Origin of the sequence: uncultured Microbulbifer sp. (genome assembly GCF_947504145.1) — a bacterium.
Taxonomy (GTDB): Bacteria; Pseudomonadota; Gammaproteobacteria; order Pseudomonadales; family Cellvibrionaceae; genus Microbulbifer.
This window is the reverse complement of sequence record NZ_CANNGQ010000002.1, coordinates 910,648-931,292: the sequence shown is the minus strand read 5'-3', so window position 1 is coordinate 931,292 and position 20,645 is coordinate 910,648. Positions and strand designations below refer to the sequence as shown.

Below are 20,645 nucleotides of genomic sequence, written 5' to 3'. Positions count from 1 at the left end.
CTCAGAACAGAATATTTCGCTGGAGGGGCTGATAACTCAGGGACGATATTCTATATCGACGTCATGGTCATCGTCGTCCCAATCTTCATCATCTTCGCCAGATTCACCCGATTCTTTCGCCGCCTTGCGTCTGGCACGCTGGGCTTCACGCAACTCATCGATCCGCTCGCGCGCCTCGCGCTGCATCTGACGCTGCGCTTCCTGCTCCACCTCAAACAGCTCGCCATCCAGCGCTTCCTGCTCTTTAACCTCTTCCAGGTGGTCCATCAGCTGGCCAGACAGCACGTCAGTGCCCTCGCCGCGGATAGCCGCCACACGGAATACCGGCCCCTGCCAGCCCAGCGCATTGACCACTGACTGACAGCGCTCTTCCAGCTCATCTGCCGGTACCAGATCGGTCTTGTTCAGCACCAACCAGCGCTCGCGTCCCGCCAGGGTGGGACTGAAGGCTTCCAGTTCGCGCTCAATCGCCAGCGCGTTCTGCGCGGGATCGGAGCCATCAAACGGCGCCAGGTCCACCAGGTGGAGTAACACGCGGCAGCGGGTCAAATGCTTGAGAAAGCGAATACCAAGGCCGGCACCTTCTGCCGCACCCTCAATCAATCCCGGGATATCGGCGATCACGAAGCTGCGGTATTTCTGCACCTTCACAACACCCAGATTCGGCACCAGCGTGGTAAATGGGTAGTTAGCCACTTTGGGCTTGGCCGCCGACACGGCGCGGATAAACGTGGACTTGCCCGCGTTGGGCAGGCCGAGCATACCGACGTCTGCCAGCACCTTCAGTTCCAACTTGAGATTGCGACACTCACCCTCACTGCCGGGCGAGGTCTGGCGCGGCGCGCGGTTGGTACTGGACTTGAAGCGGGTGTTGCCGAGGCCGTGCCAGCCACCCTGGGCCACCAGCAGCTTTTCACCGGGCTCCAGCAGATCACCCAGGGTTTCCCCGGTGTCCACGTCAATCGCCGTGGTACCCACCGGCACCTTGAGCTCCAGCGACTCCCCTTTGGCACCGGTACAGTTGCGGCCGCGCCCCCCCTCGCCATTTTGGGCCTGGTAATTGGGCTGGTAGCGGTAGTCCACAAGAGTATTCAGTGACTCATCAGCCACCAGGTACACGGAGCCGCCGTCGCCGCCGTCACCGCCGTCGGGGCCTCCCTTGGCAACGAATTTCTCGCGCCGGAAGCTCAGACATCCCTTACCGCCGTTGCCGGCCTGCACCGTAATCGGCGCCTCATCTACAAATTTCATGACTCTACTTACCGGGTAAACCGGCCTTCAGTGTAATTTGCGGCAGATCAAACCAAAAAAGCCCCGCGAGAGCGGGGCTTTTTGATCGGGCGTGGTCGCCGCTTAGGCTGTTTCGATAGAAACAAACTTGCGGTTGTTCGCGCCTTTCACCTCAAACTTCACTACGCCGTCGGCGGTAGCGAACAGGGTGTGATCTTTACCCATACCAACGTTGATGCCAGCGTGGAACTTGGTGCCACGTTGACGAACGATGATGCTGCCTGCGGAAACCGCTTGGCCGCCAAAGCGCTTAACGCCCAGGCGCTTACTTTCAGAATCGCGCCCGTTGCGCGTACTACCGCCAGCTTTCTTATGTGCCATGAGTAGTTACTCCTCTTCTGTTACCTGGTGATTAGCCTTTGATGCCAGTGATTTTGACTTCGGTGTACCACTGACGGTGGCCCTGACGCTTCATGGAGTGCTTACGACGACGGAACTTGATGATTTTCACCTTCTCGCCGCGGCCGTGGCTCAGCACTTCTGCAGTCACCTTGGCACCATCCACAACCGGCGCACCGATGTTGATAGTGTCACCGTTCACTACCATCAGAACCTTGTCGAAATCGACAGATTCGCCAGTAGCGACTTCAATTTTTTCCAGGCGCAGTACTTCGCCTTCTTCTACACGGTGCTGTTTACCACCGCTCTCAATAACAGCGTACATATTTCTATGCTCCAACAAAATGGACGACACGAAGCAGCGGCAGGGTCACAGAACCGAAAGGAGGTGACCGGTCAGCCAGCATTTTGGGAGCTTGCGCCGTTGATGATTGATACTTCTTTCCCCCACCCGAGAGGCAGCCACAAGACGGCCCGGATTGAGCGGGGCGCAGATTCTAATCAATTCGCACGATTGATACAATAGTGCACTTTTCCGACAGCCTTCCTTTCCGCCCGCGGCCAAAACCGCTAGGCTTGCCGCCGTACCCCGATAGAGTAGAAGTATAAGGACCCTGCATGTTGCCCTTTCATCAGGTAGCCGCGGACGACTTCGCCGCCGTCAACCAGCATATTCTCGATCAACTGCACTCCGACGTTCCCCTGGTGGAGAACATCGGCCACTACCTGGTGGAAGCCGGCGGCAAACGCCTGCGCCCGCTACTGGTGCTGCTGTGCAGTCGCGCCGCTGGCTATAGCGGCAGCGAGCACATCGGCCTCGCCACCATCATCGAGTTCATCCACACCGCCACCCTGCTCCACGACGACGTGGTGGACACCTCAGACATGCGCCGCGGCCGCCTGACCGCCAATGCCCAGTGGGGCAATGCGCCGGCGGTGCTCGTGGGAGACTTCCTCTACTCCCGCGCCTTCCAGATGATGGTTGCCCTGAAGGATATGGACATCATGTCGATCCTCTCGGACACCACCAACACCATCGCTGAGGGCGAGGTGCAGCAACTGGTGAATGCCGGCGATCCTGCGGTCACTGAGGCCAACTACCTCAACGTGATCCACAAGAAGACCGGCGCCCTGTTTGAGGCCGCCTGTGAAACTGCAGCCGTCCTCGCCGGCTGCAACGCGGAAGAGCGCCACTCGCTCAAGCTGTACGGTCGCCATCTTGGCTCTGCCTTCCAGCTGGTGGACGATGCCCTCGACTACCGGGGCAATTCCGAGGAGCTGGGCAAGAACGTGGGCGACGATCTCGCCGAGGGCAAACCCACCCTGCCGCTGATTTACGCCATGGCCAACGGCACCCCCGAACAGGTGGCGCTGGTGAAAGAAGCCATCGAGCAGAAAAGTGCCGACAAACTGGAACAGATCGTCGCCGCCATCGATGCCTGCGGCGCCCTGGACTACACCTTCGAGCGCGCCCGCGCCGAGGTGGAGCTGGCCATGGAAAAGCTGGAGTTTCTGGCAGAGGGCGAACACAAGACTGCCCTGAAGCAGCTGGCCAGCTTTGCCATCGAAAGAACAGTCTGACACTGCCCACAATAAAAAAACCCGGCAAATTTGCCGGGTTTTTTTATGCCTGTTCATTGCTCGATTTAATGCAACTTACAGCTTCATATCGCCAAAGAAGTTCTTCACACCCTCAAACCAGCCGGTCTGACGGGGTGAGTTTTTCTTTTCGCTGAGCGTATTGGAAAACTCTTCCAGCAGCTCTTTCTGCTTGGCGCTCAGGTTGACCGGAGTTTCCACCACCACGCGGCACAGCAGGTCACCAGGGGCGCCGCCGCGCACCGGGGTTACACCCTTGCCGCGCAGGCGGAACAGCTTGCCAGTCTGGCTCTCTGCCGGGATTTTCAGTTTGACCTTGCCTTCCAGGGTCGGCACTTCCATCTCGCCACCAATGGCCGCGGTGACGAAGCTGATCGGCACTTCGCAGTAGAGGTTCTTGCCATCGCGCTGGAACAACTCGTGTTCGCGCACCATGACCTGAACATACAGGTCTCCCGCAGGGCCACCATCCGGGCCCGCTTCACCCTCGCCCGCGAGGCGGATGCGGTCACCGGTATCCACACCCGGGGGCACCTTCACCGACAGGGTTTTGGTTTCTTCAACGCGACCGCGACCATGGCAGCTGCCACAGGGATCGCTGATCACGGAGCCGCGACCGCGGCAATTGGGGCAGGTCTGCTGGACGGAGAAAAAGCCCTGCTGCATCCGCACCTGACCGGCACCACCACAGGTACCGCAGGTTTGCGGCTGGGAGCCGGCCTTGGCGCCGGAGCCGTGACAGGTGCCGCAGTTGGCCAGGGTCGGCACCTTGATTTTGACGGTGGTGCCTCGCACCGCGTCTTCCAGATCCAGATCCAGGTCGTAACGCAGGTCGGAGCCGCGCTGGGGGCCGCGACGACCGCCACCGGCAGCGCCGCCAAAGATATCGCCAAACACGTCACCGAAGATATCGGAGAAGCCACCGAAACCGCCGGCACCGGCGCCGCCCGCCTGACCGTCTACACCGGCGTGTCCGAACTGATCATAAGCGGCTTTTTTCTGGGGGTCGGAAAGTACTTCGTAAGCCTCATTGGCTTCCTTGAACTTGTTCTCCGCCTCTTTATCGTCGGGGTTGCGGTCCGGGTGAAATTTCATCGCCACCCGGCGGTAAGCTTTTTTCAGCTCTTTATCGTCCGCGCCTTTGCTGACACCGAGGACTTCGTAGTAATCGCGTTTGGACATAGCTCTGTGTGTTCTTTTTAAACTGCAGAAGGCGCGAAAGCCGTTTAGAGCCTCCGCGCCTTTTTATTTTGCCCCGCAGGAGCCAGCCCTGCTGGCGCCTAGGTGTTGGGGCTGAGGCAAGTAGTGATACGAGGAATCAGTTACTTGTCTTCTTTCTTGTCGTCTTTGACTTCTTCGAACTCAGCGTCCACTGCGTCATCACCGCCGGAAGACTGGGCCTGCTCGGCCTGTTCCGCGGCCGCTTCACCGGCTTGCGCCTGCTCAGCGTACATTTTCTGGGCTACCGGGCCAGAGGCTTCGGTGAGCTTGGTGGTGGCCGCTTCCATGGCCGCCTTGTCGTTGCCTTTTACCGCTTCCTCGGCTTCGGCCAGTGCGGCGTCGATTGCGGCTTTCTCTTCCGCAGTCGCCTTGTCACCGGCTTCTTCCAGGGTTTTCTTGGTGGCAGAGATCAGGCCGTCGAGGGTGTTGCGGGTAGTCACCAGCTCCTCGAACTGCTTGTCCGCTTCGGCATTGGCCTCGGCGTCCTGCACCATTTGATCAATCTCTTCATCGGACAGACCGGAAGAGGCCTTGATCACGATGGACTGCTCTTTGCCAGTCGCTTTGTCTTTCGCGTGTACGTGCAGGATGCCGTTGGCATCAATATCGAAGGTCACTTCGATCTGCGGCATGCCGCGCGGCGCCGGCGGAATGTCGGCCAGGTCAAAACGGCCCAGGGACTTGTTCTGCGCCGCCTGCTTGCGCTCGCCCTGCACCACATGAATGGTCACGGCACTCTGGTTATCGTCGGCAGTAGAAAATGTCTGCGACTTTTTGGTCGGAATAGTGGTGTTCTTGTCGATCAGCGCTGTGGCCACGCCACCCATGGTTTCGATACCCAGGGTCAGCGGGGTTACGTCCAGCAGCAGTACGTCTTTCACGTCGCCGCCCAGTACCGCACCCTGAATCGCCGCACCCACGGCAACCGCTTCGTCCGGGTTCACGTCTTTGCGCGGCTCTTTACCGAAGAACTCGGTGACCTTGGACTGCACCAGCGGCATGCGGGTCTGACCGCCCACCAGGATCACTTCGTCGATGCCGGATGCAGACAGATCGGCGTCCGCCAGTGCGGTTTTTACCGGCTCCAGGGAGCGGGTAACCAGCTCTTCCACCAGGCTTTCCAGCTTGGCGCGGGTCAGCTTGACCACCAAATGCTTCGGACCGGTGGCGTCTGCGGTGATGTACGGCAGGTTCACTTCGGTCTGCTGGCTGGAGGACAGCTCGATCTTGGCTTTTTCCGCAGCTTCTTTCAGGCGCTGCATGGCCAGGGGATCGCCCTTCAGGTCGATGCCCTGCTCTTTCTTAAACTGCTCGGCCAGGTAATCGATCAGGCGCAGGTCGAAGTCTTCACCACCGAGGAAGGTGTCACCATTGGTGGACAGCACTTCAAACTGCTTCTCGCCGTCGACGTCAGCAATTTCGATGATGGAGATATCGAAGGTACCGCCACCCAGGTCGTAAACCGCGATGGTGCGATCGCCACCGGCTTTGTCCATGCCGTAGGCCAGTGCAGCCGCGGTCGGCTCGTTGATGATGCGCTTCACGTCCAGACCGGCAATGCGGCCGGCGTCTTTGGTGGCCTGACGCTGAGAATCGTTGAAGTAGGCCGGCACGGTGATAACCGCGGCGTCTACTTTCTCACCGAGGAAGTCTTCCGCGGTTTTCTTCATTTTCTTCAGCACTTCGGCAGAGATCTGCGGCGGTGCTTTCTTATCGCCCTTCACTTCTACCCAGGCGTCGCCGTTCTCGGCTTCAACGATGGAGTAAGGCACCATTTTGATGTCTTTCTGCACAACGTCGTCTTTGAACTTGCGACCGATCAGACGCTTTACCGCGTACAGGGTATTGGTCGGGTTGGTGACAGACTGGCGCTTGGCAGACTGGCCCACCAGTACTTCGTTGTCGTCGGTAAACGCAACGATAGACGGGGTGGTGCGATCGCCTTCGGCGTTTTCAATAACGCGGGCCTTGTCGCCGTCCAGTACCGCCACACAGCTGTTGGTGGTACCCAGGTCGATGCCGATGATTTTTCCCATGGATCTGATTCCTCACTTTGCGGCGCGCGCCGGCTCTGAACCTGTTGTCGGGCCTGGCGCTGCGCGGTTTAATTCGGTTGCCTGCTTATATTGGTGCCGCCTGTCACATTTCAAGGGCGGTACTGCAGGGTTTTGTGGTCAGGTTTGTAGTCAGGGTTTCGCGTATGTCTTGCGAGGCCTTATGGCGCCTTGCTGACAACGACCATCGCCGGACGCACCAGGCGGCCGTGCAGGCGGTAGCCCTTCTGGAACACGTCCAGCACGGTATTTGGCTCCACATCGCCGTTCGGCACCTGGGTCATGGCCTGGTGCAGCTCCGGATCGAAGGGCTCGCCGGCCGGATCGATCACTTCCACCCCAGACTTGCTCAAGGTGTCGATAAACGACTTTTGGGTCAGCTCGATGCCTTCTATCACGGCCTTCTGCGCTTCGTCTTCGCTGTCGATGGTAGACAGTGCGCGCTCGAGGTTATCCACTACCGGCAACAGCTCTTTAATCAGCTTTTCTACGCCAAACTTGTGTGCCTTCTCAACATCCTGCTGGGCGCGACGGCGGGCGTTCTGCACCTCGGCCTGGGCGCGCAGCACCATGTCTTTGTGGTCCGCCAACTGCTGGTGCAGGGAGGCGATTTCTTCCTCCTGTGCACTTTCGCCAGCATCTGCCGCCAGCTCTTCGGCCAGCGCCTCTTCGGCGGCGTGCTGCTCGTCGGCATTCGGGTTTTCCACCTCGGCGGTGGGCTCAGCCCCTGGTTCGCCGCTCTCAATCTGTTCGTCTTCGCTGCGCTCTTTGGCCACTGCTTTCTCCGTCTGTGTCCGTCGGTCTACTGCCAATTGGTCAAATCGATATTGAAACAATGTTGAAACAAAGTTCCCCGGGGCGGCCGGTACAGTCGCCGGGGGATGCAGGGCTATATGGGGGCTGCGCCAGTCACTTCAAGAGGCCGCATGGCGGCGGGTGCAGGCGGCTGATGCAATCGACAGGGTAGTGTGGGCCCAACACGACCGCGAGGGGCGATTCGTGCACATTCAGCGCCCGGGGTGATTGAAAGGACGCGGCGATATACTGTATAAACAACCACTATTCGGATAGCCACGAAAATAATCTCATGTTGCTGCACCTGTCTATCAGCCAATTCACCCTGGTCGACCAGCTGGAGCTGGAATTCGGACCAGGCACCAGCACCCTCACCGGCGAGACCGGCGCGGGCAAGTCCATCACCCTGGATGCCCTAGGGCTCGCCCTGGGCGACCGCGGCAATGGCGAGCTGGTGCGCGCCGGCGCCAAACGAGCCGACATTCACGCCACCTTCGATATCAGCAACCACCAGGAAGCCCGCGCCTGGCTGGAAGAGCAGGAGATGGATGCCGGCCGCGAGGTAATCCTGCGCCGTACCATCAGTGCCGACGGCCGCTCCCGGGCCTATATCAACGGCCAGCCGGTGACCCTGATGCAGCTGCGCACCCTCGGCGAGCAGCTGATTGATATCCACAGCCAGCACGAACACCAATCCCTGCTCAAGAAAGACACCCACCGCCGCCTGCTGGATGAGTACGCCCACGCCGAGGCGCAGAGCGCCGAAGTGCGTATTCACTACAAGACCTGGCAGGACCAGTACCGCCGCTACCGCAAGCTCGCCGACAGCGCCGAGGAAACCCAGGCTCGCCGGGATTTGCTGGAGTACCAGCTGGAAGAACTGGAACAGCTGGGCCTCAAGCCCCTCGAACTGGAAGACCTGGAAAGCGAACAGCGCCAGCTGGCCAACGCCGGCGACATCCTCAATGGCAGCTACCAGCTGGCCGCCCTGCTGAACGGCGGTGAGGGCGATATCGCCGAGCAATTGCACCGGGCAATGCAGCTTGTAGGCGCCATGCCGGAACAGAGCCCGGCGCTGGCGGAAGTGGCGCAGATGCTCGACAGCGCGCGCATCCAGATCGATGAGGCCGGCAGCACCCTGTCTCGGCATATCGACCGCTTCGAAATGGACCCGGAGCGCCTCGCGGAAGTGGAGGAGCGCCTCTCGGCAATCTACTCCCTGGCCCGCAAGCACCGGGTACAGCCGGACCAGCTGGCAGAACTGCACCAGCAGTGGCAGCAGGAACTGGAAGAAATCGGTGCACCGGACGCGCTGGATAAGCTGGCCAGCGAATGCGAAACACTGGAACAGAAGTTCCGCGGCAGCGCGACCAGGCTCAGCAAGCTGCGCGGCACGGCCGCGGTAAAACTCGCCAAGGCCGTCAATGATCAGCTGGCCGATCTCGCCATGCCCCACGCCCGCATCGAACTGGCGCTGAGCGAGCTGGACAAGCCCACCGCTACCGGCCTCGAAGAAGTGGAAATCCTGATTTCCACCAACCCCGGCCAGCCCGCCCGGCCCCTGGGTAAAATCGCCTCCGGTGGCGAACTGTCACGGGTCAGCCTGGCAATCCAGGTGATTACCGCACAGACCTCGCGCACCCCCACCCTGGTGTTTGACGAGGTGGATGTGGGTATCGGCGGCGCCACCGGCGATGTTGTCGGCAAACTGCTGCGCCAACTGGGCGAAGGCGGCCAGGTGATCTGCGTTACCCACCTGGCGCAAGTGGCCGCCCGTGCCCACCGCCAGTACCTGGTGGAAAAACACAGTGATGGTGCCGCGGCCTTTGTCGCTCTGCGGGAACTGAAGGATGTGGAACGCAGTACCGAAATCGCACGCATGCTGGGCGGGGAAGCCACCACCCAATCCATCGCACACGCGCAGGAAATGCTGAGCCGCGCCTGACGCCGCACATGCGCCTGAACAAAGGCCGCCCAGCCAAAAACCAGAACCCACCAGTCCAGGATAATCGGCCCCGGCGATCCGCCAGGGCCGAAATTGACCGAAAGCGGCACTTAATTCACTTTATACTGCCGCGCCCTCATTCAAGCCCAATCGGGGATCCAACAACTACACTGACGGGCAAAGAACTCGGTCATACCATGCAGATAACCATTTTCAACACTCCCATCCTGACACCCTGCCTGCGCCTGCTGGCACGCCTGCTGCTGAAGCTGCACGGCTGGAAAGTCGTGGCCGACGAGCGCGCGCTGAAACTCAAAAAATACGTGTTGCTCGCCGCCCCTCACACTTCCAACTGGGATGGGTACTTCTTCATCCTCGCGGCGCTCAAGCTGAAGGTGAACCCGCAGTGGATGGGCAAAGACAAACTGTTCCAGTTTCCTCTGGGCGGCACCATGCGCTGGTTCGGCGGCATCGCTGTCGATCGCAGCAAGGCCAACAACCTGGTCGAAGGCACCGTCAACCAGTACAAGTCACGTGACGAGCTAGTGATCGCTGTACCGCCGGAAGGGACCCGCGGCAAATCTGAGCGCTGGAAAACCGGCTTCTACCACATCGCGCGCGGCGCAGCGGTACCGGTGGTTTGCGGCTTCGTTGACTTCCCCCGAAAAGAGGCGGGACTGGGGCCAGTGATGGAAATGGGTGAAAGCCTGGCCAAAGAGCTGGCACGCTTCGGCGCCTTCTACGCCACCAAGGTCGGCAAGCACCCCGATGACTATACCCCCCCGGTGTGACTGATCCGGGCAAATAAAAAAGGGGAGCCGCAGCTCCCCTTTTTTATTCAGGATGAGACGGTGAGCCTCAGCCTTCCTTTTTCTTTACGTACAGCACCAGGCTGTGGCCGGTCAGCTCGTAACCGTGCTCTTCCGCAATCTGCTGCTGCAGCTCTTCGATCTGCTCATTGTGGAATTCGATCACCTGGCCGGAGTCGGTACACACCATGTGGTCGTGGTGATCGCCGCGATCCAGTTCGAACACGGAATGGCCGCCGTCAAAGTTGTGGCGAATCACCAGGCCGGCGCTTTCAAACTGGGTCAGCACCCGGTAAACCGTGGCCAGCCCCACATCTTCCCCGGCGTCCAGCAGCATTTTGTACACATCTTCTGCACTAAGGTGCTGTTCACTGGCACTTTCCAGCAACTGGAGAATTTTCACTCGCGGCAGAGTGACTTTGAGGCCCGCTTTACGCAGTTCCTGGTTTTCGTTCGACATGAGTAATAATTTCCGGGTGTGTGTGCTCGTAATCGCGATATTGTAATCGGCGCAGCGCCTGTTGGCGGGCGCGCAGTTCGGGTATTATCCACGCCCAGCAAAGGTAGCGGAACCCCAACCGGGCAATCAGTCTAATAGCCGGTGGCTCCCCGGTGAGCAAACACTCACCATTGGCCAACTTGGCCCCGCTTTCCGCGCACATTACCGGCTTTTGCACGGCATCAGGGAACTATCTCGGCAATTTGACGACTATCAGTCGTTCGCCGGAGCGTCTATGGTGTAGCTCAGGCGGCTCGGGCCTCGCCCCGAGAAACGGAACCCAATAAAAATTCAGATGGAGCATTCAATGCCATCAGTTGTACGAATTCTACTGATCACCGCACTGTGTAGCGTTGCTACAGCCTGTAGCCTGTTCAAGTTCCCTGGTGTTCACCGCATCCAGGTACAGCAGGGCAACATCGTCACCCAGGAAATGGTGGATCAGCTGAAGCCCGGTATGACCCGTCGCCAGGTGCGCTTTGTGCTGGGCACGCCACTGCTGGAAGACACCTTCAACCCCAACCGCTGGGACTACATCAACCGCATCCGCTCCCCCAAGGGTGAGGAATCTCAGAAGCGCCTTACCGTGTATTTCAACGGTGACCTCCTGATCGAGACCAGCGGCGACTGGCAGCCCAGCGGCTGGCCCTGATCCCAGGCTGAGCTGAGTCTCTCCGCCCGCAGGGCTCAACCGCCCTGCGCTTGACGCTTTGCCTTCTCCGCGCGCTGCTTGCGCGCCTCCTTCGGATCGGCAATCAACGGCCGATACACCTCTACCCGATCTCCCGGCTGCAAAACATACTCCTGTGCGGCCGCCAGCCCCTTGGTGCCCAGCGCCTGCCCAAAGATACCCAGCTTCGCACTGGCCGGATCCACTTCCGGGTACTCGCGGGGAATCCCTGATAACTCCAGTGCCTGCAGCGCGGTCGTGCCAGGCTCCACCAGCAAACTCATCAGACGCTGCTCGTGCGGCAGGGCATACACCACTTCCACTGCAATAGTGTTCTTGCTACTCATTTGCTGTCTCCATAAATCTGCCCCGCCCGCTCACACATGGCGTCTACCATCTGGTTGGAAATGCCGCTGAACAACTTGCCCGCGGCTGCGCCCAGCAGGCGATTCTGAACCTGAAATTCAAGGGCAAACATCACTTTGCAGGCGTTCTCGGCCAGCGGGGTAAACGTCCAGCAACCGTTGAATGTGCTGAACGGGCCGTCTACCAATACCAGTTCCATCCTGTCCGGGCGATACAGGCGATTGCGGGTGATAAAGCTCTGATTGATCCCGGCTCGGGAGAGGTCGAGACGCGCCTCCAGGGTGTCCTCGTCCCGGTGCAGTATCTCCGCCGCGCGGCAACCGGGCAGAAACTGCGGATAACTGGCCACGTCGTTCACCAGGTCAAACATCTGGCTTGCGCTGTACATGACCAGGGCACTGCGTTCAATTTTTGTCATCGATCAACTTTTGTAATGCTCGTAACAGGCTCATTGCCCAGATGTTGCCTCGCACAGGCGGGTTTCTTGCCTATCCTGTGTTTCGAGAGGCGAATTTCGCCAGCGAAGCTACTCAAGGCGGATAAATCCTGCAACAATCGGTTTTTTATCGGCCCGATACACGGTGGGCTGATACCGCTGCAGCAGGCGCCCTGTTGAAAGGGGGTCCAGGCCCGCGCAGCGCACATTCTGGCGACAAGAATAACAGGCAAGCGAGAAATCTATGTCCGCAACGCGAGAACATTTTGGGTCCCGTATTGGTTTTATCCTGGCTGCAGCCGGCTCTGCCGTAGGCATTGGCAACCTGGTTTCTTTTCCGGTGGCCGCCACCAAGAGCGGCGGTGGTGCCTTCCTGCTGGTATACGCGCTGTTTGTCTTCTTTATCTGCCTGCCGGTGATGATGGCGGAACTGGCCCTCGGCCGCCGCACCGATAAAGACCCCGTCGGCGCGTATCGCCAACTCTCTGGAGGCTCCCGGTTGTGGCGGATCCCCGGCTGGCTGGCCCTGATCACCCCGTTCATGATCGCGGTATTCTACATGGTGGTCACTGTGTGGGTCCTCGGCTACCTGGTGGAAATCTTCAAGGGCAATCTGACCTCACTGACCACTGAGGCCTACTTCGGCGAGTTCATCAATTCCAAAACGGTGTTCCTGTACCTCATCGCACTGATGCTGATCATCAATGGGGTGCTGTCGCTGGGAGTCAAAGACGGGATCGAGCGCGCGGCCAAAACCCTGATGCCAATGCTGTTTGTGATGCTACTGGCGCTGGTGATATTCGTGCTGACCCGGGAAAACGCCATGCTGGGGGTCAAGTACTACCTGATTCCGGACTTCTCCAAAATCAGCGGTGAAGTCGTGAGCAAGGCCATGGCACAGGCGTTTTTCTCCCTGTCCCTGGGTATGGGCATCATGATCACCTACGGCTCCTACATGAAAAAGCGGGACTCCGTGCCCGGCTCGGCCAAGGCCGTCGCCTTCACCGACACCATGGTCGCCTTCACCGCAGGCCTGCTGATCCTGCCGAGTATTTTCCACTTCAACCCGAATATTGATACAACTTCGCTCAGCGACTCCTCCGCCGGGATGATCTTCCTGTTCCTGCCGAAGATCTTCCTGTCGCTGCAGGACAGCATCGGCTATACCGGCGCGAGTATTTTCGCCGCAGCCTTCTTTTTCCTGGTATTCGTGGCCGCACTCACCTCCCTGGTGTCCATCATTGAAGTGCCCATTGCCACGCTCCGCGACGAGCGCGGCATGTCCCGCAAGAAAGCCATCTATACCGTCGCCGCGGTGCAATTTGTACTCGCGGTATGCTGCGCAATGTCCTTTGGTATGGCAGACTGGCTAACCCAGTTCGTCACCCTGGCCGGCAGCGATAAGTCGTTCTTCGACCTGGTAGAAATTCTGTTTTACGACACCATATTGCCTCTGAATGGCCTGCTGGTGTGTATCTTCGTGATCTACAAATGGAAGCGGGCCAACTTTGACAAAGAGCTGCAGGAAGGCGATACGGGCTTTGCTGGCACCCTGTCGCAGAAGTACGTCAACTTCTCCCTTGGGACCTTTATCCCCGCAATATTGTTGCTCGTCTTCATCAACACCGTACTGTTGAAATTTTTCAATACGAGCCTGTTCACTCTCAATTAAGTTGTATCCATGGCGAAAAAGAAAAGGGCTCCGTCCTCAAACACCATTGCCCTCAATAAGAAGGCGAAGCACGATTATTTTATCGAGGAAAAGTTCGAGGCTGGCCTGGAGCTGCAGGGTTGGGAAGTCAAATCCTGTCGCGAAGGCAAGGCCCAGCTCACCGACAGCTACGTGCTGTTCAAAGACGGCCAAGCCTGGCTGCTGGGTGCGCGTATCCAGCCTTTGACGAGTGCATCGACACACTATGTGACCGAACCAGATCGCACCCGCCGCCTGCTGCTGAACAAACGCGAGATTGCCAAACTCTTCGCCGCGGTCAACCAGAAGGGCTACGCCTGTGTGTGTACCGCGGTCTACTGGAAAAAGCACCTGATCAAATGCGAGATCGCGCTGGCAAAAGGCAAGGCCTCCCACGACAAGCGCGAAACCGAAAAAGAGCGGGAGTGGAACCGGCAGAAGCAGCGCGTAATGCGCACTGAACACCGCTAATAGCGCCCCCTGTCGATAGAAAATTACACTAGAAGAATAACGACGAGATTTACCATGAGTGCACCGCGAGGACAGTTCAGCTCCAACTTCGGTTTTTTGATGGCCGCCGCAGGCTCTGCCGTTGGCCTCGGCAATATCTGGGGCTTCCCCACCAACGTGGCCGCCAATGGCGGTGCGGCCTTTGTGGTGGTTTACCTGATATTGGCGTTTCTACTCGCCTACCCGGTGCTGATGGCCGAGCTCGCCATCGGCCGCCACGCCCGTCGCAATATGGTTCAGGCCCTGCGCAGCATCTCAACCGGTCCGGTCACCCGCGGTGTGGGTACCCTGGCCGGCTTCGGCGGTATTCTCGTCGCATCGCTGATCCTCAGTTTTTACGCCATTGTGGCCGGCTGGATGGTGGCGCATCTTATAGATCCGTTCGCCACCCTGATCGGCGCCAGTGACACTGCCAGCTGGCTCACCGGCGACAGCACAGCACGCAACTTTACTTTTACCGCAATCTTCAGCGGTCTCACCATGCTGATCATCGCCAGCGGTGTGGAAAAAGGGATCGAGCGCTGGTCCACCCTACTGATGCCGGCACTGATCATCCTTCTCCTGTTGCTAATCGCCTATGTGCTGACCCAGCCGGGAGCCATGGCGGGCCTGGAGGCATACCTCAAGCCGGACTTCAGCGAGCTGTCCCCGCAGTTATTGCTGTCCGCCATGGGGCAGGCGTTTTTCTCCCTGTCTCTGGGTGTGGGCACCATGCTGATTTACGGCTCTTACCTCAGCAAACAGGAAAGCCTGCCGCGCCTGGGCGCGCTGGTTACCCTGATCGATGTGGGTATCGCATTCACTGCCGGCCTGCTGATCCTCCCCGCCATGTATGTGGCGCAGGAAGCCGGCACGCAAATCTTCTCCGAAACTGGCGACCTGATTGCTGGCCCCGGTCTGATCCTCCAGGTACTACCCGCACTGTTCGATAACATGGGCGCCACCGGGCTGTTCGTTGCCATCGCCTTCTTCGCGCTGATGACCATCGCCTCCCTCACCTCCTCCATCTCCATGCTGGAAGTCCCGGTGGCCTTCTCCATTGAAAACCTGGGGCTCAAGCGCAAGCCAGCCACCCTGCTCACGGGCGCCATCATTTTTGCGATCAGCACTCTGATCATTTTCAATTTCGATGCTCTGTTCGGCCTGGTGATTTCCATCAGTACCGAATACGGTCAACCACTGCTGGGCGTGGCCCTGTGTATTTTCGCCGGCTGGATCTGGCGCCGTGATCAATTGCTGACAGAATTGCAGGAAGGGCACCCAGGCATTGAAAAGACCCTGTTCTGGAAAGTCTGGCCCTGGTATGTACGCATCGTGTGCCCACTGCTGATCCTGGCCGCATTCGTACAGACTATTATTTAGATCCGCTCGAGCCTGGTCGCTGGAAACCCACCGGCCAGGCGCGCATTTCTCACCACAGCGGACTATCATTGCCGCCCACAAGACTGCGCAACCCAGAACCCGCTCCACCATGCCATCGAAACGCCCGCCCTTCAGAGCACCCGGTAAACGCCGAAATGCCGCACCGCCGAAGCGGCCCACTAAACCGTCCGCGAAACCGTCCGTAAACACACCGACCGTAACCATCGACGCATTCAGTCACGAGGTCCGCGGCATTGCTCGCCACGACGGCAAAACCCTGTTTGTAGACAACGCCCTGCCCGGGGAAACCGTCAAGGTCCGCTATACCGCACACCGCGCACGCTTCGATGAAGCCACTGCAATCGAGGTCATCGACTCCGCAGAATCCCGCCGCACCGCGCCCTGCCCCCACTTCGATCTCTGCGGGGGCTGCGCTCTGCAGCATATGGCCGTAGACGCGCAGGTCCGCGCGAAACAACAGATCCTGCTCGACCAGCTCCAGCGCTTTGCCAAAACCTCACCGGAGGAAGTGCTGCCACCGATCATTGGGGATCCCCTCGGTTACCGACGCAAGGCCCGCCTGGGCGTTCGCTTTGTGAAGCCGAAGAGTGGCGGCAAACCGAGACTGGTACTGGGGTTTCGTGAGAAAGGATCCAACGACCTCACCGATATCGAGCAGTGCGCAGTGCTGCCCACAGACATTTCCGCACTGATCCCCGAGCTCAGGCGCACCATAGAGGTGTGCTCCACAAGGAAGCAGATTTCCCATATCGAAATCGCCATTGGTGATGACCACAGTGCGCTGGTAGTGCGACACCTGCAGCCACTGCCAGCAGAGGACCGGGAACGTTGGCTGGCCCTCGCGCAAACGCACCAACTGCACCTTTATCTGCAGGCCGACGACCTGGCACACAAGGTGTGGCCGGATGACCAGTCGGACCGGCTCAGTTACGGACTACCCGAGTTTTCTCTGAACCTGCAGTTCCACCCCCAGGATTTCATTCAGGTGAATGTCGACATCAACCGACAAATGGTGCATCGAGCGATTGAGCTGCTGGACCCTCAGCAGGACGACCGCGTACTGGACCTTTTCTGTGGCCTCGGCAACTTCACCCTCCCCATTGCCACCCGTGCTCGAGAAGTGGTCGGTGTCGAGGGGCTGTTGTCTCTGACACAGCGCGGCAAGGAGAACGCCGCAGCCAACCGGCTCGACAATATCCAGTTCCAGGCCGCCGATCTCAGCGGCGATTTCTCCCGCAGCCCCTGGGCCCGCGGTGGCTTCGACAAGGTATTGCTGGATCCACCCCGTACCGGCGCGCTGGAAGTCGTGCGCAACATCGCCCAGTTCAATGCCCGGCGCATCGTCTACGTCTCCTGCAACCCCGCCACCCTAGCACGGGATACTGCGGAACTATTGCAGCGCGGGTACCGTCTAAGCAAAGCGGGTGTAATGGACATGTTTCCCCACACCACCCATGTGGAGTCCATCGCCCTGTTTGAGAAAACCTGAGCTGAACCCGTAGTCATTATTTTTCACTACTTGGCTATGGTGACAATCCGGCTTCAGGTATACTGATCGTTACGCAAACGTGCTTTAGCACTGAGTGCAGAATTCGGGGGTGACTTGGATTCGACGCCGGTGACAAAACCATGGGTGCATGCCGTGAGGGTAGCCAATCACGTAAATCCAAAGCTGCAATTTATTAGTTGCCAACGACGACAACTACGGTGCCCAACTCGCTGCGTAAGCAGCCTGTGACGCACTAACTAAGGGTTCGTCCCTTAGCGGCCTTTAGTAAGGTGCCAGTACCGCGCTGAAAGCTGTCATACAGAACTGGATCGTCCTGAAGCGTGCCTGACGTGGATGGCCTAAAACTTATTCAGGCTCGCAAGTTACGTCCTGCCCGTTGGGCTGTAATGCGCTAAATCAATAGACGGATCTAAGCATGTAGAGCCTCTGGCGGAGTGCTGACGGACGCGGGTTCGACTCCCGCCACCTCCACCAAATTAAAAAGGCCCGGTACCGCAAGGTATCGGGCCTTTTTAATTTGGCAACTATTTGAAAGAAATACTTTGACTTACCTCACACGCCCGCCTACAGTGACGACAGGTAAAAGTAAGCCTCTTGTTTAAATCGTCAGTTTCGTAGCATCACCCCTTCGTCCTGTAGCATCTAAATTCCAGACTTTTCTTTGCTATTCATGCCTTTTGAAGGCGTATTTTTATTTGTTTACAGGAAATTATCATGTCCAACACTACTACTGGCACTGTTAAGTGGTTTAACGAATCCAAAGGTTTTGGCTTTATCGAACAGAAATCTGGCCCTGACGTCTTCGCACACTTCAGTGCAATCGCCAGCTCCGGATTCAAGACCCTGGCCGAAGGTCAGGCTGTTGAGTTCTCCGTGACTCAAGGCCCTAAAGGCCCGCAAGCTGAAAATATTGTTTGCATCTGAGCCCTCAGGCTCACACCTTCAGCCGACCCAGCTCGGGTCGGCGACGGAGTGGCCCCCGGCCACTCCGGTTGAGATGCCCTCAGAGCGGCATCTCGACCTGAAAAACGGGCCTTCTGACTGGCCACAGTTTTTAGCCCCACCTGTTTTTACCCCCTCAACGTCGTTGAGTAATTTCCGCCTGCATACCTTGCCGAGTAACACCTGATCTGCCCTGACACATCACTCAAGTTATTACCAAGCGCAATCTTATTGGCGGTTTTCCCAAGAGGAAATCATGAGCAAATCCCCAATAGCTGCGTTTAATCCAGCGGACGCTGAAAAATACGCGAATCCCATTCCCGCGCGCGAGTTCATCATGAGCCTGCTCGGAGAGAGCCAAAAAAAGCTCGACCGGGAGCAGCTGGCAAAAGTCCTGCATCTTTCTGATGACGACCAAAAAGAAGCCTTGCGCCGTCGCCTGCGTGCCATGGAGCGCGATGGGCAAATATCCTTTGACCGCCGCCGTGGCTACAGCCTGATCAAACCGGAAGATCTGGTAACTGGCCGAGTAATCGGCCACCCGGATGGTTTCGGGTTCCTGACCAGTGAAGAGTCCAGCGAAGATCTTTTTCTTTCCGATAACGAAATGCTGACCGTGTTTGACGGTGACATCGTGCAGGCCCGCATCAGCGGAGAAGATCGACGTGGCCGTAAGACCGGCGCTATCGTCAATGTTCTGGAGCGCAAGACCACCCACCTGGTGGGGCGCTTGCAACAGGAAGATGGCGACTACTTTCTCCAGCCGGAAAATACCCGCATCGCCCACGAAATTGACCTCGATAGTGAGCACTTGAAGGGCGCGAAGCCCGGACAATATGTATTCGTCGAGGTCATCGACTACCCGAGCTACCGCTACAACGCCTTCGGACGCGTAACCGAGGTACTCGGTAACGCCATGGGCCCCGGTATGGAAATTGACGTGGCAATCCGCAGCCATGAGATTCCACACAACTGGCCGCAGGATGCCATCGACGCAGCGAAGCGATTGGGCAGTGAAGTACCCCAAGCCGACAAACTGCATCGCGCCGATCTGCGTCAGTTGCCGTTTGTCACCATCGATGGCGAAGATGCCAAAGATTTCGATGATGCCGTGTACTGTGAAAAAGACGGTTCTGCTGGCTGGCGCTTGTTCGTCGCCATTGCCGACGTCTCTCACTACGTTGCACCGGAGACGGCACTCGATCTTGAAGCGCAAAATCGCGCAACCTCCGTATACTTTCCCGGCCGCGTGGTACCGATGCTGCCGGAATCCCTCTCCAACGGTTTGTGCTCGCTCAACCCGAAGGTAGACCGCCTGGTAATGGTCTGTGAAATGACTATCAACAAGTCCGGTAAAATGACCGGTTACACCTTCTCAGAAGGCGTCATCCACTCTCATGCCCGACTTACCTATAACCAGGTAAATGCGTTTATCACCGCCCCGGAGTCATCCCAGGGCCGGCAGACCGCGCGCCAGCTAAAAGACACGGCGCCGCATATCCACGCCCTGCACCAGCTGTATACAGCCCTGAAAAAAGCCCGCTCTAAACGCGGTGCCATGGATTTTGAAAAGCCGGAAGTCAAATTCGAGTTTACCGAAGACCGCAAGATCGAGCGCATAGTCCCTGTGGTACGCAACGACGCGCACAAGATGATCGAGGAGTTCATGCTGAGCGCGAATGTGGCAACCGCAGACTTTCTGGAAAAGCAGAAATTGCCGGCACTGTACCGGGTGCACGACGGACCGCGGGATAAAAAACTGACCACATTGCGCGCCTTCCTGGGCGAGAAAGGTCTCAAGCTTGGGGGCGGAGACAAGCCCGCGCCGACCCACTATGACCAGCTGTTGAGCAGTATCGGCGAGCGCCCCGACGCACAGACCATTCGCACCATGATGCTGCGCTCCCTCAGCCAGGCGGAATACAGCCCGGATAACCAGGGCCATTTCGGTCTGGCGTATTCTGCGTATGCGCACTTTACCTCGCCCATTCGCCGCTACCCGGACCTGCTGGTACACAGAGCCATTCGCTCTGTTATCCGCCAGAAAAAACCGCGCAACCCGATTCAGCGCGCACTAGGTTTCGTGCTTGGCTCTGGGAGCGCACCGGTGCAACGTTTTGATAGTGCCGAAACGCTGGACCCCGGGAAAAGTTATCCGTACGACAAGGCGGTAATGCACACCTTCGCAACCCATTGCTCTAGTGCCTCGCGCCGCGCGGACAAGGCGAGTTGGGATGTCGAAGCCTGGCTGAAATGCGAATACATGCAGGATTTTATTGGCGATACCTTCGACGGGTTTGTCAGCAGCGTTACGAATTTCGGTTTGTTTATCGAAATCAATGACGTTCAGGTTGAAGGCCTGATTCATATATCCGCACTGAAAAAAGACTACTACCAATTTGATGCCGCCAAGCAACGTCTTGTGGGCGAACGCGGCCGCAGCAGCTTTGCCATCGGCGATTCGATCACGGTACGCGTTGTTCGTGTCGACATGGAACGGCGCAAAATAGAACTTGCTCTGGCCGACTGAAGCCACAGTAGTCGATATTAGTGCCACCCATTTTTGAGGTGGCACTAGCCGCCAAAT

The 20,645-nt window shown here is 58.4% G+C and carries 19 protein-coding genes and 1 other RNA gene; 11 read left to right on the top strand and 9 right to left on the bottom strand.

What is annotated here, in order from left to right; all coding sequences use genetic code 11:
• Positions 1 to 36: 36 nt before the first annotated feature.
• The 3 genes from cgtA to rplU all read right to left on the bottom strand — a co-directional run bounded on the left by cgtA (position 37) and on the right by rplU (position 1,954).
• On the bottom strand, positions 37 to 1,251 hold the full coding sequence (gene cgtA / locus Q1A74_RS10505) for an Obg family GTPase CgtA (protein ID WP_299595492.1): 1,215 nt from the start codon (positions 1,249 to 1,251) through the stop codon (positions 37 to 39).
• A 102-nt stretch (positions 1,252 to 1,353) separates the two neighbouring features.
• The gene (gene rpmA / locus Q1A74_RS10500) at positions 1,354 to 1,611 is read right to left on the bottom strand and encodes a 50S ribosomal protein L27 (RefSeq protein WP_299595490.1); all 258 of its coding nucleotides are present in this window, start codon (positions 1,609 to 1,611) and stop codon (positions 1,354 to 1,356) included.
• 31 nt (positions 1,612 to 1,642) lie between these two features.
• Entirely contained in the window at positions 1,643 to 1,954 is a 312-nt protein-coding gene (gene rplU, locus Q1A74_RS10495) for a 50S ribosomal protein L21 (protein WP_299595488.1), read from the bottom strand.
• A 293-nt stretch (positions 1,955 to 2,247) separates the two neighbouring features.
• Between rplU and ispB the strand changes: the two genes are divergently transcribed.
• Positions 2,248 to 3,210: an octaprenyl diphosphate synthase gene (gene ispB / locus Q1A74_RS10490; RefSeq protein WP_299595485.1), complete on the top strand. Its 963-nt coding sequence runs from the start codon at positions 2,248 to 2,250 to the stop codon at positions 3,208 to 3,210.
• A 75-nt stretch (positions 3,211 to 3,285) separates the two neighbouring features.
• Here the strand turns inward: ispB and dnaJ are convergent, their stop codons facing one another.
• The 3 genes from dnaJ to grpE form a co-directional block, all read right to left on the bottom strand.
• Complete coding sequence (dnaJ, locus tag Q1A74_RS10485; RefSeq protein ID WP_299595483.1) at positions 3,286 to 4,410, bottom strand: molecular chaperone DnaJ; 1,125 nt, start codon at positions 4,408 to 4,410, stop codon at positions 3,286 to 3,288.
• Positions 4,411 to 4,550: 140 nt separating this feature from the next.
• Positions 4,551 to 6,485, bottom strand: coding sequence for a molecular chaperone DnaK (gene dnaK / locus Q1A74_RS10480; RefSeq protein WP_299595481.1), 1,935 nt, complete (start codon positions 6,483 to 6,485; stop codon positions 4,551 to 4,553).
• A 179-nt stretch (positions 6,486 to 6,664) separates the two neighbouring features.
• Positions 6,665 to 7,279 carry a nucleotide exchange factor GrpE gene (gene grpE / locus Q1A74_RS10475; protein WP_299595479.1) on the bottom strand — a complete coding sequence of 205 codons (615 nt, stop codon included), beginning with the start codon at positions 7,277 to 7,279 and terminating at the stop codon, positions 6,665 to 6,667.
• Positions 7,280 to 7,590: 311 nt separating this feature from the next.
• Between grpE and recN the strand changes: the two genes are divergently transcribed.
• Both recN and Q1A74_RS10465 read left to right on the top strand, forming a co-directional pair.
• Positions 7,591 to 9,243: a DNA repair protein RecN gene (gene recN, locus Q1A74_RS10470; RefSeq protein ID WP_299595477.1), complete on the top strand. Its 1,653-nt coding sequence runs from the start codon at positions 7,591 to 7,593 to the stop codon at positions 9,241 to 9,243.
• A 197-nt stretch (positions 9,244 to 9,440) separates the two neighbouring features.
• On the top strand, positions 9,441 to 10,034 hold the full coding sequence (locus Q1A74_RS10465; protein ID WP_299595475.1) for a 1-acyl-sn-glycerol-3-phosphate acyltransferase: 594 nt from the start codon (positions 9,441 to 9,443) through the stop codon (positions 10,032 to 10,034).
• Positions 10,035 to 10,101: 67 nt separating this feature from the next.
• Here the strand turns inward: Q1A74_RS10465 and fur are convergent, their stop codons facing one another.
• Positions 10,102 to 10,512, bottom strand: a complete 411-nt coding sequence (gene fur, locus Q1A74_RS10460) for a ferric iron uptake transcriptional regulator (RefSeq protein WP_299595473.1) — start codon at positions 10,510 to 10,512, stop codon at positions 10,102 to 10,104.
• Between the two features lie 346 nt (positions 10,513 to 10,858).
• On the opposite strand from fur, the gene Q1A74_RS10455 reads away from it, so the two are divergent.
• Positions 10,859 to 11,203 carry an outer membrane protein assembly factor BamE gene (locus Q1A74_RS10455; RefSeq protein WP_299595471.1) on the top strand — a complete coding sequence of 115 codons (345 nt, stop codon included), beginning with the start codon at positions 10,859 to 10,861 and terminating at the stop codon, positions 11,201 to 11,203.
• A 35-nt stretch (positions 11,204 to 11,238) separates the two neighbouring features.
• On the opposite strand, the gene Q1A74_RS10450 is transcribed toward Q1A74_RS10455, so the two are convergent.
• Together Q1A74_RS10450 and Q1A74_RS10445 are read right to left on the bottom strand one after the other, a co-directional pair.
• Positions 11,239 to 11,568, bottom strand: coding sequence for an RnfH family protein (locus Q1A74_RS10450; protein ID WP_299595469.1), 330 nt, complete (start codon positions 11,566 to 11,568; stop codon positions 11,239 to 11,241).
• Positions 11,565 to 12,005: a type II toxin-antitoxin system RatA family toxin gene (locus Q1A74_RS10445; protein WP_299595467.1), complete on the bottom strand. Its 441-nt coding sequence runs from the start codon at positions 12,003 to 12,005 to the stop codon at positions 11,565 to 11,567. Before Q1A74_RS10445 ends, Q1A74_RS10450 begins: the two co-directional genes overlap by 4 nt.
• Positions 12,006 to 12,267: 262 nt before the next feature.
• On the opposite strand from Q1A74_RS10445, the gene Q1A74_RS10440 reads away from it, so the two are divergent.
• The 7 genes from Q1A74_RS10440 (at position 12,268) to rnr (ending at position 20,588) form a co-directional block, all read left to right on the top strand.
• The gene (locus Q1A74_RS10440) at positions 12,268 to 13,695 is read left to right on the top strand and encodes a sodium-dependent transporter (protein ID WP_299595465.1); all 1,428 of its coding nucleotides are present in this window, start codon (positions 12,268 to 12,270) and stop codon (positions 13,693 to 13,695) included.
• 9 nt (positions 13,696 to 13,704) lie between these two features.
• Entirely contained in the window at positions 13,705 to 14,184 is a 480-nt protein-coding gene (gene smpB / locus Q1A74_RS10435) for an SsrA-binding protein SmpB (protein WP_299595462.1), read from the top strand.
• 54 nt (positions 14,185 to 14,238) lie between these two features.
• Positions 14,239 to 15,585, top strand: a complete 1,347-nt coding sequence (locus tag Q1A74_RS10430) for a sodium-dependent transporter (RefSeq protein WP_299595460.1) — start codon at positions 14,239 to 14,241, stop codon at positions 15,583 to 15,585.
• Between the two features lie 109 nt (positions 15,586 to 15,694).
• Positions 15,695 to 17,095, top strand: a complete 1,401-nt coding sequence (gene rlmD / locus Q1A74_RS10425) for a 23S rRNA (uracil(1939)-C(5))-methyltransferase RlmD (protein ID WP_299595458.1) — start codon at positions 15,695 to 15,697, stop codon at positions 17,093 to 17,095.
• A gap of 105 nt (positions 17,096 to 17,200) precedes the next feature.
• Positions 17,201 to 17,590: a transfer-messenger RNA gene (ssrA, locus tag Q1A74_RS10420) on the top strand.
• Between the two features lie 240 nt (positions 17,591 to 17,830).
• Entirely contained in the window at positions 17,831 to 18,040 is a 210-nt protein-coding gene (locus Q1A74_RS10415; protein WP_299595456.1) for a cold-shock protein, read from the top strand.
• Positions 18,041 to 18,314: 274 nt separating this feature from the next.
• On the top strand, positions 18,315 to 20,588 hold the full coding sequence (gene rnr / locus Q1A74_RS10410; RefSeq protein WP_299595454.1) for a ribonuclease R: 2,274 nt from the start codon (positions 18,315 to 18,317) through the stop codon (positions 20,586 to 20,588).
• Positions 20,589 to 20,645 lie beyond the last annotated feature (57 nt).

Bases quoted from the DNA above. Each gene is read 5' to 3' on its own strand.
- cgtA (WP_299595492.1), bottom strand. From the start codon at position 1,251: ATGAAATTTGTAGATGAGGCGCCGATTACGGTGCAGGCCGGCAACGGC.
- rpmA (WP_299595490.1), bottom strand. From the start codon at position 1,611: ATGGCACATAAGAAAGCTGGCGGTAGTACGCGCAACGGGCGCGATTCT.
- rplU (WP_299595488.1), bottom strand. From the start codon at position 1,954: ATGTACGCTGTTATTGAGAGCGGTGGTAAACAGCACCGTGTAGAAGAA.
- ispB (WP_299595485.1), top strand. From the start codon at position 2,248: ATGTTGCCCTTTCATCAGGTAGCCGCGGACGACTTCGCCGCCGTCAAC.
- dnaJ (WP_299595483.1), bottom strand. From the start codon at position 4,410: ATGTCCAAACGCGATTACTACGAAGTCCTCGGTGTCAGCAAAGGCGCG.
- dnaK (WP_299595481.1), bottom strand. From the start codon at position 6,485: ATGGGAAAAATCATCGGCATCGACCTGGGTACCACCAACAGCTGTGTG.
- recN (WP_299595477.1), top strand. From the start codon at position 7,591: ATGTTGCTGCACCTGTCTATCAGCCAATTCACCCTGGTCGACCAGCTG.
- Q1A74_RS10465 (WP_299595475.1), top strand. From the start codon at position 9,441: ATGCAGATAACCATTTTCAACACTCCCATCCTGACACCCTGCCTGCGC.
- fur (WP_299595473.1), bottom strand. From the start codon at position 10,512: ATGTCGAACGAAAACCAGGAACTGCGTAAAGCGGGCCTCAAAGTCACT.
- Q1A74_RS10455 (WP_299595471.1), top strand. From the start codon at position 10,859: ATGCCATCAGTTGTACGAATTCTACTGATCACCGCACTGTGTAGCGTT.
- Q1A74_RS10450 (WP_299595469.1), bottom strand. From the start codon at position 11,568: ATGAGTAGCAAGAACACTATTGCAGTGGAAGTGGTGTATGCCCTGCCG.
- Q1A74_RS10445 (WP_299595467.1), bottom strand. From the start codon at position 12,005: ATGACAAAAATTGAACGCAGTGCCCTGGTCATGTACAGCGCAAGCCAG.
- Q1A74_RS10440 (WP_299595465.1), top strand. From the start codon at position 12,268: ATGTCCGCAACGCGAGAACATTTTGGGTCCCGTATTGGTTTTATCCTG.
- smpB (WP_299595462.1), top strand. From the start codon at position 13,705: ATGGCGAAAAAGAAAAGGGCTCCGTCCTCAAACACCATTGCCCTCAAT.
- Q1A74_RS10430 (WP_299595460.1), top strand. From the start codon at position 14,239: ATGAGTGCACCGCGAGGACAGTTCAGCTCCAACTTCGGTTTTTTGATG.
- rlmD (WP_299595458.1), top strand. From the start codon at position 15,695: ATGCCATCGAAACGCCCGCCCTTCAGAGCACCCGGTAAACGCCGAAAT.
- Q1A74_RS10415 (WP_299595456.1), top strand. From the start codon at position 17,831: ATGTCCAACACTACTACTGGCACTGTTAAGTGGTTTAACGAATCCAAA.
- rnr (WP_299595454.1), top strand. From the start codon at position 18,315: ATGAGCAAATCCCCAATAGCTGCGTTTAATCCAGCGGACGCTGAAAAA.